The sequence below is a fragment of the Pseudomonas sp. B16120 genome (assembly GCF_044218845.1).
In the GTDB taxonomy this organism is placed as follows: Bacteria; Pseudomonadota; Gammaproteobacteria; order Pseudomonadales; family Pseudomonadaceae; genus Aquipseudomonas; species Aquipseudomonas paracarnis.
On record NZ_CP162588.1, the window covers coordinates 2,061,417 to 2,074,461 of the forward strand.

The following is a 13,045-nucleotide window of genomic DNA, read 5'->3' on the forward strand; positions in this document are numbered from 1 at the left end:
CTTAAAAGTTGTCAGTGGAAGTAAATACGCCGACCCGAAGGCCTTCGGCAGTATAGATCTCGCGACCGTCGACAGTCACCGAACCGTCGGCGATGGCCAGGTTCAGCTTGCCCTTGAGGACGCGCTTGATTTGAATGTTGTAGGTGACTTTCTTGGCGCTCGGCAGTACCTGGCCAAAGAACTTCACTTCGCCCGAACCCAGGGCGCGACCGCGGCCCGGCAGGCCTTGCCAGCCCAGGTAGAAACCGACCAGCTGCCACATGGCATCAAGGCCCAGGCAGCCTGGCATCACAGGGTCGCCTTCGAAGTGGCAAGCGAAGAACCACAGGTCAGGGGTGATATCCAGCTCGGCGACCAATTCACCTTTGCCGTACTTGCCACCCTCTTCGCTGATATGGGTGATGCGATCCACCATCAGCATGTTCGGGGCGGGCAGTTGCGCGTTACCTGGGCCGAACAGCTCACCGCGACTGCAGCGCAGCAGGTCTTCCCGAGTAAAGGCGTTTTGTTTGGTCATGCGAGCTCCTCAATAATCCCATGCGGCTGGGTTGGGCAAATCTTCCCGAACCGAATGAAGCGTTCATGCCTCATAGCGGCAGCCTACACATAGACTATTGCGTTGTAGTGAAAGTCACAGCGGCAAGGCACTGAATGTACACTTGTTCACTGAAATTTTAAACCGGGCCTGTTTATCAGCCCGTTCGGGTGCCTAAGACTGCCCCACTTTCGTCTTTCACGCCAGTCGCAGTTGGCTGATGGCGCGGCGCTATTGCACCCAGCGCTGCAGGATTTGCTGCAAATCCGTGCGTTTGAACGGCTTGGCCAGGTAATCGTTCATTCCGGCTGCCAGGCAGGCTTCGCGATCGCCCTGCAAGGCGTTGGCCGTCAGGGCGATGATCGGCAGATCGGCGCAGCCAGGCAGTTGGCGAATCTGCCGCGTGGCCTCGTAGCCATCAATCAAGGGCAGGCGGCAATCCATCAGGATGGCGGTGAAAATCAAGCTCTCGGCGCTGCGGATCGCCTCGGCGCCGTCCGTGGCCAGGCTGACTTCGAAGCCCAGGCTGCGCAGCATCGCTTCGACCACGGTGCGGTTGACCGGGTTGTCCTCCACCAACAGTACGTGGCGCCCATCGCCGGCGCTGGCTTTGCCAAGCGCATCAGGAGCGGCGACCGGCACATGCTGCTGGTCAATGGCCAGCGGAATCTCCAAGGTGAACACTGAGCCTCGACCTTCTTCGCTCTGGGCGCGCAAGGTGCCACCCATACGTTCGGCCAGGGTGCGCGCAATCGGCAGGCCCAGGCCCGTGCCACCGTAACGCCTGGAAATGGAGCTGTCGGCCTGCTGGAAGGCATCGAACATCAAATCCAGGCGTTCGGCAGAAATACCGATGCCGCTGTCGCGCACGGTGCAGGTGAACCACAGCAACTCATGGTCCAGGGTTTGCCAGTGGGGCTCGACGGTCACGCTGCCATGTTCGGTAAATTTCAATGCATTGCCGATCAGGTTTACCAGAATCTGGCGGATCCGCGTCGGGTCGCCGCGCACCCGCAGGGCTTCCAGGCCCATGGGGATGGGCAACTCCAGGCTCAGCCCGCGCTGTTGGGCACTGTGCTGGAACGCTTGGGCGCAGCTGCTGATCAGGTCCGCCAGGTTGAACGGAATATGCTCCAGCTCCAGTGCGGCGCGTTCAATGCGTGAGAAGTCGAGGATGTCATTGATCACCTTGAGCAAGTGCTCGGTAGACTCCGAAGCCAGCGCCGCATACTCGGTCTGCTCCTCGGTCATCTCGGTGGTTTCCAGCAGTTGCAGCATGCCCAGCACGCCATTCATGGGCGTGCGCAGTTCATGGCTCATCATCGCCAGGAAATCCGACTTGGCGTTGTTCGCCCGCTCGGCTTCTTCACGGGTCTGGATCAACTGGGCCATGGCTTGTTGCTGTTCGCGACTGGCCTGGTGAAGGCCCTCGGCCAGGTTGTTGATATGCCGCGAGAGGTCGCCCAGTTCCGAGTCATCGACGATGGGCAGTGGCGTCTTGTAATCGCCTTGCTGGATGGCCTTGACCGCATGCCCCATGGCGCTGATCGGCTTTGACAGGCTCGCCGACAAGCGCCGCGCCAGCAGGAAGGTAAACAGCAGGGCGAACAACGCCAGGATCCCGGCCTTGAACAGGATCTCCTGCTGGCGCTGGCTGAACGCATCATTGGACATGCCCACGATCACCCGCCCCAGGTAGTCCGCGCGGGGGGCCTTGGGTTCGTTGAGGTTGTCCTGGAAAAAGTCATTGTTGAGCTGGATGTGTTGCAGGCGGATCGGTGCCTGGAACACCTTCACCGACAGCGAGCGATCATGTCGCTCGGACGGCTGCTCCACGTACACCAGGATGTTCTCGGCGCTGTCCTGGATCTCCAGGAAGCGTACATGGGGCGTGGCCAGGGTTGCACGCAGCAGGGATTCAAGCACGTCGTTGTTGCCGGAAATCACGCCGTACTCAGTGGCGGGCGCCAGCTGGTTGGCGATCAATTGACCGGTGTGGTCCAGTTCCTGGCGCAAATCCTGGATGCGCACAAAGGTGAAGAAGGTGATGAGCAGCAGGGTCAACAGCAGCGCGGGGCCCAGGGTAATGAGCTGGGTGCGGGTGTTGATATCCCAACGACGACGCAAGGTCATGGACGTTGTTCTCCTTCGGCCAAGCGGGCGGCAACGGCGACTTCATCGACCTGTTCGATGCCCAGTGAGCGTGCGACTTGCGGGTTGCCCACGACTTTGAAGTGTTCAGGGTAGAGCGTGTGCGGCCAATTGGCCGGCGGCTGGTCCAGCAGATGGTCCAGCACGGCGAGCCAGTCGGCCTGATCGCTGTAGGTGCTGGCCAGGCTGCCGGCCCGCACAAAGCCGGCATTGGGCCCCACCAACGGCAGTTGTCGGGCGTAACTGCTCAGCAACAGGTTTTTTACGGTTTTGGGGTTGTACAGGTTCGGATCGTCCAGGCCCAGTAGCACGTCGCTGTTCTTGAACAGGTTTTGCAACGGGCGGCTGTCACTGGTGTTGTCCCAGAGCTGGGGCACGATTTCCAGGCCGATGGGCTTGGCGGCCTGCATCAGTTCGCGCAGCAGGAACTCACTGCCGGCATCGTAAAGCACGCCAACGCGCTGGGCCTGGGGCAGGATATGGGCGATCAGGCGCAACTGACGCTCCAGCGGCGGGTCGCTCCAGAGCAGGCTGATTTTCGCCGGGTGCGTGTTGCCCAGGCGTTGCCGGGCCTGGAGGCGGCTGATGCGCAACACCAGAGCGGGCGGCCCCTGGGCATCCTGCAGGCGCCAGTCGAGGCCGGGCAGGTCGAGGAGGATCAAACGGGTGCTGGCGGGCAAGTCCCTGGGCGCCGGCAACTCGTTGAGGGGGGTAAAGCTGACCTGGTCGTTGGGGCGCTGTTGGGCAAGGGCCTGAGTAAAGGCGCGCACACCGGCACCGTCCTCGGCGGCCGTGAGCAGGATGCTGGCACTCCAGGCCGGCGCTGCCAGCAGCAGGCACGCCAGCAGCAGGCCGCGGCGCCACAATCGTGAAACCAGAAGGCGTGTCATCCGTGACTGATCGGCCATGTCAGAAGTCCAGCTCGGCGCTGAAGTAGAGAACGTGGCGATGGTCGTAGTTGTTGTCCGCCCAGGTGGTGGGTTGGTTATCCAGGCGTTGTTGCAACATGCCCGCCAGCTCCACGTTGGTTTTGCCTACGGCAATGCGCTTGGCCACCCGCAGGTCAACCCGCTGGAAGCGATATTGGTTGAGTGCGTCGTCGCCATAGTAGAACAAGGCGCTGGACCACCCCTGGCCCCATTCACGCAGCCAACCGGCCGAGCCGCTGTTACGCGCGGTTTGCGCTTTGTCCAGCGGGTTGCTGGAGGTGGCGTCTACATAAGCATAGGTCAGGCGCAGGCGGTCGGCGCTACTCACGCGCCAGTCGAACTGTGACTCGGCACCGGTGAAGCGCGAGCTGTTGGCGTTACTGGCGATGTACTGGTTGTTGCGCAGCGGCGAGCTGATCATGTCGGTGATTTCGTCATAGAACAGCTTCACGTCGACATTCAGCCCCAGCTCGGCAAAGAAGCCGTTGTAGCCCAGCTCGCGTGAGCGCATCAACTCTTTGTCGAGGTTGCCGGGGCCGCGCGTCACGACAAAATATTGCCCGGCGTTTTGCCCGTAGGTCGGGGAGCTGAGATTGGTGACACGGTAGCTCCAGTTGACGTTGTTCTCGAACATGTCCGGCGAGCGGATCGCCTCGGAGTAAACCGCGCGCAAGCCGTGGCGGGGGTTGATCAGGTAATTGACCGCCACACGGGGCGTCAGCGAGTTACCGCTCAGGTGCGTGTCTTCGTACATGGCGCCACCTTGCAGCAGCCAGTGTTCGCTGGCGCGCCATTCCAGATGCCCGAACAGACGCCAGGTGGTGTCGTCCAGGGTGCCATTGAAGTAGGTCTCGGAGTCGGCGCGGTCGTAGCGGTAATTCATGCCGCTGACCAGGCGCAGGCTGTCGGAGAGGCTGAGCGTGTCCTGAATCTCCACGTCGTAGCGGCTTTCACGGGCGCTCTGGTCGATATCGCCGCACACGCTCTGGTTGGCGCCGTTGCGCCACTGGCCCAGCACCTGATTGGCCAAGGCCTGTTCGGCGGCGCTGCCGGGTGGTGCGGAGCCTTGGCTGTAGGTGTCCATGTGCCGCGCCAGCTGTTCGGCATAGTTGGGGTTGAGCTGCCATAGCTGGGTCAGCTCCGGGCTGAACGAGACCTTGGCGTCACAGGCTTTCCAGATTTGCTTGCGGTCCCATTGCTGTGCCGAACCTTGGATATACAGGCTGTGGTCGGGGTTGAAGTCGAAGTTCCAGCGCAGGGAGCCCGCATAGTCTTTGGCGGTGGCGTCGGAATTGCTACCGCCTTCGGTAATCCCGGCAAACACCGGGGTGTAGGTATAAGGGCGCTGGTTCGTGCCTTCCTTGACGTTCAGTTGCCAATCGAGGCTTTGTTGCCCATTCAAGGTCTGGCTCACCGCCAGGCTGAAACGGTTGAGACGGCGCCCGTCACGGCGGTCGGCGCCGGCTGCGTCGCTGTCAAAACCATCGTCCTGTTGCCCGGACAGGGACAAGCGCAAATCGCCGGTCTCCCAGCCCACACCCTGGCTGGCATAGAAGTCATTGATGCCACGTTCGCCACGGACCACCTTTATCCGTGAACCCTGGCTGTTGGCCGGCGAGCGGGTGAGGATATTCACCACCGCCATCAGTGCATTGGCGCCGTAGCTGACGGTGTTGGGGCCGCGAAAGACCTCGATGCGCTCGATATCCTCCATGGCCACCGGGATATCGCTCCAGTCCACCGTGGCCAGGCCAGCGCGGTAGACCGAGCGCCCGTCGATCAACACCTGCATGCGCCGGGCATCACTGGCGCTGGTGCCGTGGTAGTTCACCGAGGCCTGGTTGCCGCTGGTGTAGCCGACCATCATCCCGGGAACCAGCCGCAGCAGTTCCGAGATGTCCCGGGCACCACTGGCCTTGATCAGCTCGCTGTCGATCACCGTCATGCTGCCGGGCACGGCGGCGGCCGATTGCTTGAGGCGCGTGGCGGTCAAGACCTGGGGCAGCGGCTGGCTGTCGAGGAACAGGTCGTCGGCCTGTGCGCAGGTAGCGCACACCAGCATCAATAACAGTGATGAGCGAGGAGGAGGGCCTAGATACACGGCACGGCCTTGTTAATTGCGGATAGCCGACCATGTTAACCGAGGCGCGGCTATTTGCCAGTCGTCGGACTTGCATTTACTTCGCACACCCGTGGCATTTTCTGACAAAACCGCGAATTGATAGGGGGGCTGGCCGCAAGCCGGGCGCCCCGTATAATGCCGCCATCGCCACTGGTATGGATTAACGGATTGCATATGACTGAACAGCGCCCTATTGCGGTCCTGGGAGGCGGAAGTTTTGGTACCGCCGTGGCTAACCTGCTGGCCGAGAACGGCCACGCGGTGCGTCAGTGGATGCGCGACCCCGAGCAGGCCGAAGCCATTCGCGTGCATCGCGAAAACCCCCGTTACCTTAAAGGTATCAAGATTCATCCTGCCGTCGAACCGGTGACCGACCTGCTGGACACCCTCACGGCTTGCGACCTGTGCTTCGTCGCGCTGCCTTCCAGCGCCTTGCGTTCGGTATTGGCGCCCCACGCCGAACGCCTGGCTGGCAAGTTGTTGGTCAGCCTGACCAAGGGCATCGAAGCCCACACCTTCAAGTTGATGAGTGAAATCCTCACCGAGATCGCCCCTCAGGCGCGCATTGGCGTGCTGTCCGGGCCAAACCTTGCGCGGGAAGTCGCCGAGCACGCGTTGACAGCCACCGTGGTCGCCAGTGAAGACGAGGCCTTGTGCGAGCGCGTCCAGGCGGTGCTGCATGGCCGTACTTTCCGGGTCTACGCCAGCGCCGATCGCTTCGGCGTCGAATTGGGCGGCGCCTTGAAAAACGTCTACGCGATCATCGCCGGCATGGCCGTGGCCCTGGGCATGGGCGAAAACACCAAGAGCATGCTGATCACCCGTGCCCTGGCCGAGATGACGCGTTTTGCGGTGAACCAGGGCGCCAACCCCATGACCTTCCTCGGCCTGGCGGGCGTGGGTGACTTGATCGTCACCTGCTCATCGCCTAAAAGCCGCAACTATCAGGTTGGATTTGCCCTGGGCCAAGGGCTGAGCCTGGAGGAGGCGGTGACGCGCCTGGGTGAAGTGGCCGAAGGGGTCAACACCCTCAAGGTTTTGAAGGCCAAGGCCCAGGAAGTGGGCGTGTACATGCCGCTGGTCGCCGGGCTGCACGCGATCCTGTTCGAAGGGCGCACCTTGAACCAGGTCATCGAGTTACTGATGCGGGCCGAGCCCAAGACCGATGTCGACTTCATTTCCACCAGTGGTTTTAACTGAGGAGCGCGTCATGAACGATCCCAAAGCTGCCCCCCCATACGAGTCGATTGTCTTGCGCATCCTGTGGATGCTGGTGTTTGCGCTGGTGTGGCAGGTGGCGCAATTCCTGCTCGGCGCGTTGGTGGTGGTGCAATTGATTTACCGGCTGGTCTACGGAGCGCCGAACCTGGGCCTGATGAACTTTGGCGACAGCCTCAGCCAGTTCCTGGCGCAGATTGGCCGCTTCGGCAGCTTCCACACCGAGCAAAAGCCCTGGCCGTTCGCCGATTGGCCAACCCCACGTGCGCCCGAAGGCGAAGCGGCCCACAGCGTACCGCCGGCACCGCACCCGGTGCGTGATGAAGAGCCGAAGCTATGAAGGTATGGATTCTGCGTCACGGTGAAGCTGAAGGGCACGCACCCACGGACGCCGAGCGCAACCTTACCGAGCATGGGCGTGCCGAAGTCTTGCGCAGTGCTGCGCACCTGATTGGCCAGCCCTTGGGTGCCATCATTGCCAGCCCTTATGTAAGGGCGCAACAGACGGCGCAGTTGGTGCGCGATGTGCTGGGGTTTCAGCCCGAAATCCGTACTGTGCCGTGGCTGACGCCCGATGGGGATGTTCAGCGAGTGCTGGAGAAACTCGACAGCGATGACGACGTGCTGTTGGTCAGCCACCAACCGCTGGTGGGCAGCCTGATCAGTTTTTTGCAGCATGGGCATCAGCGTCAGCCACAGCCGATGTACACGGCCAGCCTGGCGGAGCTTGAGGGTGATTTTCCGTTGGCGGGGTTGATGAGTCTGGTGGGTGTGAAGAATCCCTAGGCATCGTGCGACGCTGTGGCGAGGGCGCTTGCCTGCGCGACAGCCTGCCGCCGACGCCTATCTCGCTGACACCCCGCGATCCAACTGTGGGAGCTGGCTTGCCTGCGATGACGGCTTGACAGCCGACGCCTATCTACATGACACCCCGCAATCCAAATGTGGGAGCTGGCTTGCCTGCGATGACGACCTGACAGGCGACACTGTTATACCGAGTACATATCCACTGCTGCGGTAACGGCCACTTAGAGTTCCGCCCAACGGCGGGTCACTTTTGGAAAAGGACCCGGAATTCCGGCCAGCGTGGTTCGACAGGGCGCCTGAGATCAAGATCAAGAGCAGATCAAGAGCGGCTCGCTTCGCATCGTGGTTAGCGACAAGCCATTTCCTTTACCTGTGCTATACCGTCAACCAAGCAAGTGCTTGGTCGGCTGTATCTCGGATCACAAAGGAGCGCGTCCCATGCCTGTCGCTTTTCGTTTGCCGTTGCAGGTCTTCTTCGAGCGTGAAGCGCGGCACCCGCGCAAAGTCTTCCTCGTTCAGCCCATCGGCGGCGGTGAGGTGCAGGCCCTCACCTGGGGCGATGTCGGCCACCAGGCCCGTTGCGCCGCGCACTGGCTGCGTGCGCGGGAGTTGCCCCAGGGCTCGCACATTGCGCTGATTTCAAAAAACTGCGCCCACTGGATCATCGCCGACCTGGCGATCTGGATGGCCGGGCATGTGTCGGTGCCGCTTTATCCCAACCTCACCGCGGACTCAGTCGCCCATGTGCTGACTCACTCGCAGGCGCGGTTGGCGCTGATCGGCAAGCTTGATGATTGGTCGGCGATGGCGCCTGGCATCCCTGCGGGTGTCCCGACTATCAGCCTGCCGCTGTGTCCTGACGGGGCTTTCGATTTCAACTGGGCGAACCTGCAAGCCTGCTCGCCGATTCAGGACAACCCGCTACCGGATGCCGACAGCCTGGCTACCATCATCTACACCTCCGGCACGACCGGCCTGCCCAAAGGGGTGATGCACAGTTTCGGCGCCTTGGGGTGTGCTGCCACGCGCGGTACTGAGTTGTTTGGCCTGGGAGAGGATGACCGGTTGCTGTCGTACCTGCCGCTGTGCCATGTGGCGGAGCGAATGTTTGTGGAAATGGCGTCGATCTATACCGGGCAAACCGTTTTTTTTGCTGAGAGCCTGGAGACCTTCCTGACCGATTTGCGCAGGGCGCGGCCGACGGCCTTGTTTGGCGTGCCGCGCATCTGGACCAAATTCCAACTGGGCGTCTACGCCAAAATCCCGGAAAAAAGGCTCGATATGCTGTTAAGCCTGCCTTTTATCGGCAAGCGCGTCGGCCATAAAGTCCTCGCCGGTCTGGGGCTGGATGCGCTGCGTATCGCTCTTTCCGGCGCGGCGCCGGTGCCCGAGGCGTTGCTGCGTTGGTATCAGCGCCTGGGCCTGGATGTGCTGGAGGTGTATGGCATGACCGAAAACTGCGGCTATTCCCATGTGTGTCGCCCAGGTGGGCAAACGCTTGGTTGGATCGGCCAGCCCTGCCCAGGCGTGCAAGTGCGTATCGACCCGTCAGGCGAAGTGCAGGTACACAGTGGCGCGACCATGTTGGGCTACTTCAAGGACCCGCAGAAAACCGCGGATACGCTCACCGCAGATGGCTTCCTGCGCACGGGTGACAAGGGCGAGCAGGACGCGGACGGTCGCCTGCGCCTGACCGGACGCCTCAAGGAAATTTTCAAGACCAGCAAAGGCAAATACGTGGCCCCGGCGCCGATTGAAAACCGCCTGGCCGAACATGCACGTATTGAACAGGTGTGTGTGGTCGGCGAGGGGCTCAGCGCGCCGATAGGGCTGTGCGTCTTGTCGGCACCCGGCGAGGACCGCCAAGCCCTCGGCAGTGGTCTTGAACGCTGGCTGGCACAGGTGAACGCGGGCCTGGACAAGCACGAACGCATGGGGCAATTGGTGGTGGTGAAAGACCACTGGGCGGTGGAAAACGGTTTTCTCACGCCGACCTTGAAGATCAAACGCAACGTGATCGAGTCGACGTACGGGCCACAATTGCAAGCATGGAGCGCGCGCGCCGAAACCGTTCTGTGGCAGGATTAGGGTCGTAATAAAACCAACAAGGACAACCGTATGAGCCTGTGGCGTACCCAACCGAATATCGAACACCTCAACGCGATCCAGAAAAACACCATCGGTGAAATGCTGGATATTCGTTTCGAAAGCTTCGACGACGAATCCCTTACCGCCAGTATGGTGGTCGACCACCGCACCCATCAGCCCTACGGCCTGCTGCACGGCGGGGCCTCGGTGGTGCTGGCCGAAAGTGTCGGCTCCATGGCCGCCTACTTGTGCATTGATGCAAGCAAGTTCTATTGCGTGGGCCTGGAGGTCAACGCCAACCATCTGCGCGGTGTGCGCAGCGGTCGGGTGACGGCGGTGGCCAAGGCTATTCATATCGGGCGCACTACCCAAGTGTGGGACATCCGTTTGAGCAGCGACGAGGGCAAGGCCAGTTGTGTCTCGCGCCTGACCATGGCCGTGGTGCCGCTGGGTGAACAACCGCCGGCGCGATAGGCGTGGCGTGAGTGTCATCATTCCTGGCAGTTACAGTCATTGCTGTAGAGGCCGGCCATGGTGACAATCCCCCTCTGTTTTTGTTGATGGAACCTGTATGTCGCAGCACGTGTTTTTTACCCACGCCAATGGCTTCCCTTCGGCCACTTACGGCAAGCTGTTTGCCGCCCTGGCCCCGGAATATGCGGTGGCACATCTGCCGCAGCACGGTCACGACCCCAGGTTCCCGGTGGATGATAACTGGCAGAACCTGGTGGACGAACTGATCCACCATCTGGAGCAGCAGCCAGAACCGGTATGGGGCGTTGGCCATTCCCTGGGAGGCGTGCTGCATTTGCACGCGGCCATGCGCTGCCCGCACCTGTACCGGGGCGTGGTGATGCTGGATTCGCCGGTGCTCACCCGCGCAGACCGCTGGGTGATCCGCGCTGCCAAGCGCTTTGGTTTTATCGACCGCCTCACCCCGGCTGGGCGCACGCTTGGCCGGCGCGAAGAATTCACCGACCTGGACACCGCGCGCAGCTATTTCGCCGGCAAGACCCTGTTCCGTGGCTTTGACCCCGATTGCTTTGACGCGTACCTGCAACATGGTCTGCAGCAAGTGGGCGATCGCCTGCGCCTGCGGTTCGACCCAGCCACCGAAATCAGCATCTATCGCGGCGTGCCCCACACCAGCCCGGGCCAGGTGCGCCAGTTGAAGGTGCCGCTGGCCGTGGTGCGTGGCCGCCAGAGCCGGGTGGTGATGCGTCACCATGCCAGCGGTGTCGACCGCTTGCCCATGGGCGAAATGCTCACCATGCCCGGGGGCCATATGTTCCCTCTTGAACGCCCCCAGGACACCGCTGCCTTGATCAAAAACCTGTTCGCCCGCTGGCAGGCCCGCGAGCGCAGTTGCGCATGAGTACGCCTGTCGAAGAGGTTCGCCTGAGCTTGCCGCACATCGAATTGGCCGCGCATCTGTTCGGGGCCGAGGATGGGCTGCCGGTGATTGCTTTGCATGGCTGGCTGGACAACGCCAACAGCTTTGCGCGCCTGGCGCCCAAGTTGCACGGGTTGCGCATCGTCGCCCTGGACATGGCGGGGCATGGGCATTCGGCGCACCGCCCGGCTGGCGCCGGTTATGCCTTGTGGGATTACGTCTACGACGTGCTGCAGGTGGCCGAGCAACTGGGCTGGAAACGTTTTGCATTACTTGGCCACTCCCTTGGCGCCATAGTCTCCCTGGTGTTGGCCGGGGCCTTGCCGGAGCGGGTGACACACCTGGGCCTGATCGACGGCGTGATCCCACCGACCGCCAGCGGCGAGAACGCGGCCGAGCGCCTGGGCATGGCGTTGCAGGCGCAATTGAGCCTGCAGGACAAGCGCAAACCCGTCTACAACAGCCTTGATCGGGCCGTTGAGGCGCGGATGAAAGGCGTGGTGGCGGTCAGCCGTGAAGCGGCGCAACTCCTGGCCCAGCGCGGTTTGATGCCAGTGCCGGGCGGTTACACTTGGCGCAGCGATAGCCGCCTGACCCTGGCGTCGCCGATGCGCCTGACCGATGAACAGGCCATGGCTTTCGTGCGAAGGGTAGGGTGCCCTACCCAGTTGGTGGTCGCGGCTGACGGCATGCTGGCGAAACATTCCGAATTGCTTTCTCAGCTACCTTTCACGGTTACCACGCTGCCAGGCGGCCATCATTTACACCTGAATGACGAGCCCGGTGCAGCTCTTGTTGCAGACTGTTTCAATCGGTTCTTCTCCACGCCTTGACTTGGCGGGGTCAACTGCCGAGGCTGGGCGGATTGAAAGGGAGTCAACCATGAACACACTCAATATTGCTGTGACCACCATTGGCCAGGGCTCATTGATCCGATGAGCCTGGGTAAAGGATGTATCCGTGCCCTTGGCCTTTGCTGTTTCAGCCCCCTGGTATTTGCCGCCGATCTGCCCGGCAGCCAGGATTTACCGGCGGTAGCCCGTCAGGTTGATGCGCAAATCGTCGATTACCGCCCTGCTGAAGACAAGGAACGCATCTACCCCATGGGCGCAATCCGCAAGATCAGCGGCCAGTTGCGCTACGAAGGCCAGGCCATCGCACGCGGCCCAGCCACTGCCATCACCTATGAACTACCCGCCGAACACAGCTCCAGCGCCGCCTTTACCGCAACACGCGAAGCCTTGCAGGCCAAGGGCGCGCAGTTGTTGTTCTGGTGCAAGGCCCGCGATTGTGGCGAAAGCAGCCTGTGGGCCAACGAGGTGTTTGGTAACGCCAAGCTAGTGGGCGCCGACGGCCAACAGGAGTACCTGCTGCTTCGCCTGGCCGCCCCGCAGGACAATTCCCTGGTCGCGCTGTATGGCATTACCCGCGGTAACCGTCGCGCCTACCTGCATGTGGAGCAACTCGACGCCAGCGCGCCTCTGGGCAACCTGCTGCCCACCTCGGCCACCCTGCTGCGTGAACTCAAAAGCACCGGCGAGCTGGATTTCCCCGCGCTGGGCGCCGAGCCTGATGACACCTGGCTGACCTTGATATCCCGTGCCTTGAACCTCGACACCACCCTGCGCGTGAGCCTGAGCGGGCCGCACACCGAGGCCTGGCGCCAGGCGCTGGTGGAGAAGGGCGTGCGCACCGCCCGTCTGGAAACCGGCGCCGGTGAAACCCAAGGGCTGCATCTGCATCTGATACGCTAAGCATCACACGGGCGAACGGACCCGCGCCGTTCGCCTAAGCTCTCTTCC

General features: G+C 62.0%; 12 protein-coding genes. 8 read left to right on the forward strand and 4 right to left on the reverse strand.

The features are described from left to right. Position 1: 1 nt before the first annotated feature. The 4 genes from fabA to AB4P90_RS09850 all read right to left on the reverse strand — a co-directional run bounded on the left by fabA (position 2) and on the right by AB4P90_RS09850 (position 5,716). Positions 2-517 carry a 3-hydroxyacyl-[acyl-carrier-protein] dehydratase FabA gene (fabA, locus tag AB4P90_RS09835; protein WP_003190035.1) on the reverse strand — a complete coding sequence of 172 codons (516 nt, stop codon included), beginning with the start codon at positions 515-517 and terminating at the stop codon, positions 2-4. Positions 518-766: 249 nt separating this feature from the next. Beyond that, positions 767-2,668, reverse strand: coding sequence for an ATP-binding protein (locus AB4P90_RS09840; RefSeq protein ID WP_014717744.1), 1,902 nt, complete (start codon positions 2,666-2,668; stop codon positions 767-769). Beyond that, complete coding sequence (locus tag AB4P90_RS09845) at positions 2,665-3,594, reverse strand: ABC transporter substrate-binding protein (protein ID WP_014717745.1); 930 nt, start codon at positions 3,592-3,594, stop codon at positions 2,665-2,667. The genes AB4P90_RS09840 and AB4P90_RS09845 overlap by 4 nt, the downstream gene beginning before the upstream one ends. Before the next feature lies 1 nt (position 3,595). Continuing rightward, positions 3,596-5,716: a TonB-dependent siderophore receptor gene (locus tag AB4P90_RS09850; protein ID WP_317147082.1), complete on the reverse strand. Its 2,121-nt coding sequence runs from the start codon at positions 5,714-5,716 to the stop codon at positions 3,596-3,598. A 195-nt stretch (positions 5,717-5,911) separates the two neighbouring features. On the opposite strand from AB4P90_RS09850, the gene AB4P90_RS09855 reads away from it, so the two are divergent. The 8 genes from AB4P90_RS09855 to AB4P90_RS09890 all read left to right on the forward strand — a co-directional run bounded on the left by AB4P90_RS09855 (position 5,912) and on the right by AB4P90_RS09890 (position 12,997). Beyond that, positions 5,912-6,937: an NAD(P)H-dependent glycerol-3-phosphate dehydrogenase gene (locus AB4P90_RS09855; RefSeq protein WP_014717747.1), complete on the forward strand. Its 1,026-nt coding sequence runs from the start codon at positions 5,912-5,914 to the stop codon at positions 6,935-6,937. Between the two features lie 10 nt (positions 6,938-6,947). Further along, on the forward strand, positions 6,948-7,295 hold the full coding sequence (locus AB4P90_RS09860; protein ID WP_014717748.1) for a DUF4389 domain-containing protein: 348 nt from the start codon (positions 6,948-6,950) through the stop codon (positions 7,293-7,295). Then, positions 7,292-7,741, forward strand: coding sequence for a phosphohistidine phosphatase SixA (sixA, locus tag AB4P90_RS09865; RefSeq protein WP_014717749.1), 450 nt, complete (start codon positions 7,292-7,294; stop codon positions 7,739-7,741). The genes AB4P90_RS09860 and sixA overlap by 4 nt, the downstream gene beginning before the upstream one ends. A 459-nt stretch (positions 7,742-8,200) precedes the next feature. Next, positions 8,201-9,850 carry an AMP-binding protein gene (locus AB4P90_RS09870; RefSeq protein ID WP_019816699.1) on the forward strand — a complete coding sequence of 550 codons (1,650 nt, stop codon included), beginning with the start codon at positions 8,201-8,203 and terminating at the stop codon, positions 9,848-9,850. 30 nt (positions 9,851-9,880) lie between these two features. Further along, a complete protein-coding gene (locus tag AB4P90_RS09875; RefSeq protein WP_014717751.1) occupies positions 9,881-10,324 on the forward strand; it encodes a hotdog fold thioesterase in 444 nt (147 codons plus the stop codon). 97 nt (positions 10,325-10,421) lie between these two features. Beyond that, positions 10,422-11,225: an alpha/beta fold hydrolase gene (locus AB4P90_RS09880; protein WP_014717752.1), complete on the forward strand. Its 804-nt coding sequence runs from the start codon at positions 10,422-10,424 to the stop codon at positions 11,223-11,225. Continuing rightward, positions 11,222-12,076, forward strand: coding sequence for an alpha/beta hydrolase (locus AB4P90_RS09885; protein WP_032902996.1), 855 nt, complete (start codon positions 11,222-11,224; stop codon positions 12,074-12,076). Before AB4P90_RS09880 ends, AB4P90_RS09885 begins: the two co-directional genes overlap by 4 nt. Positions 12,077-12,178: 102 nt before the next feature. Beyond that, on the forward strand, positions 12,179-12,997 hold the full coding sequence (locus AB4P90_RS09890) for a DUF4892 domain-containing protein (protein ID WP_019816697.1): 819 nt from the start codon (positions 12,179-12,181) through the stop codon (positions 12,995-12,997). The last annotated feature ends 48 nt before the right edge of the window (positions 12,998-13,045 follow it).

Bases quoted from the DNA above. Each gene is read 5' to 3' on its own strand.
- fabA (WP_003190035.1), bottom strand. From the start codon at position 517: ATGACCAAACAAAACGCCTTTACTCGGGAAGACCTGCTGCGCTGCAGT.
- AB4P90_RS09840 (WP_014717744.1), bottom strand. From the start codon at position 2,668: ATGACCTTGCGTCGTCGTTGGGATATCAACACCCGCACCCAGCTCATT.
- AB4P90_RS09845 (WP_014717745.1), bottom strand. From the start codon at position 3,594: ATGGCCGATCAGTCACGGATGACACGCCTTCTGGTTTCACGATTGTGG.
- AB4P90_RS09855 (WP_014717747.1), top strand. From the start codon at position 5,912: ATGACTGAACAGCGCCCTATTGCGGTCCTGGGAGGCGGAAGTTTTGGT.
- AB4P90_RS09860 (WP_014717748.1), top strand. From the start codon at position 6,948: ATGAACGATCCCAAAGCTGCCCCCCCATACGAGTCGATTGTCTTGCGC.
- sixA (WP_014717749.1), top strand. From the start codon at position 7,292: ATGAAGGTATGGATTCTGCGTCACGGTGAAGCTGAAGGGCACGCACCC.
- AB4P90_RS09870 (WP_019816699.1), top strand. From the start codon at position 8,201: ATGCCTGTCGCTTTTCGTTTGCCGTTGCAGGTCTTCTTCGAGCGTGAA.
- AB4P90_RS09875 (WP_014717751.1), top strand. From the start codon at position 9,881: ATGAGCCTGTGGCGTACCCAACCGAATATCGAACACCTCAACGCGATC.
- AB4P90_RS09880 (WP_014717752.1), top strand. From the start codon at position 10,422: ATGTCGCAGCACGTGTTTTTTACCCACGCCAATGGCTTCCCTTCGGCC.
- AB4P90_RS09885 (WP_032902996.1), top strand. From the start codon at position 11,222: ATGAGTACGCCTGTCGAAGAGGTTCGCCTGAGCTTGCCGCACATCGAA.
- AB4P90_RS09890 (WP_019816697.1), top strand. From the start codon at position 12,179: ATGAGCCTGGGTAAAGGATGTATCCGTGCCCTTGGCCTTTGCTGTTTC.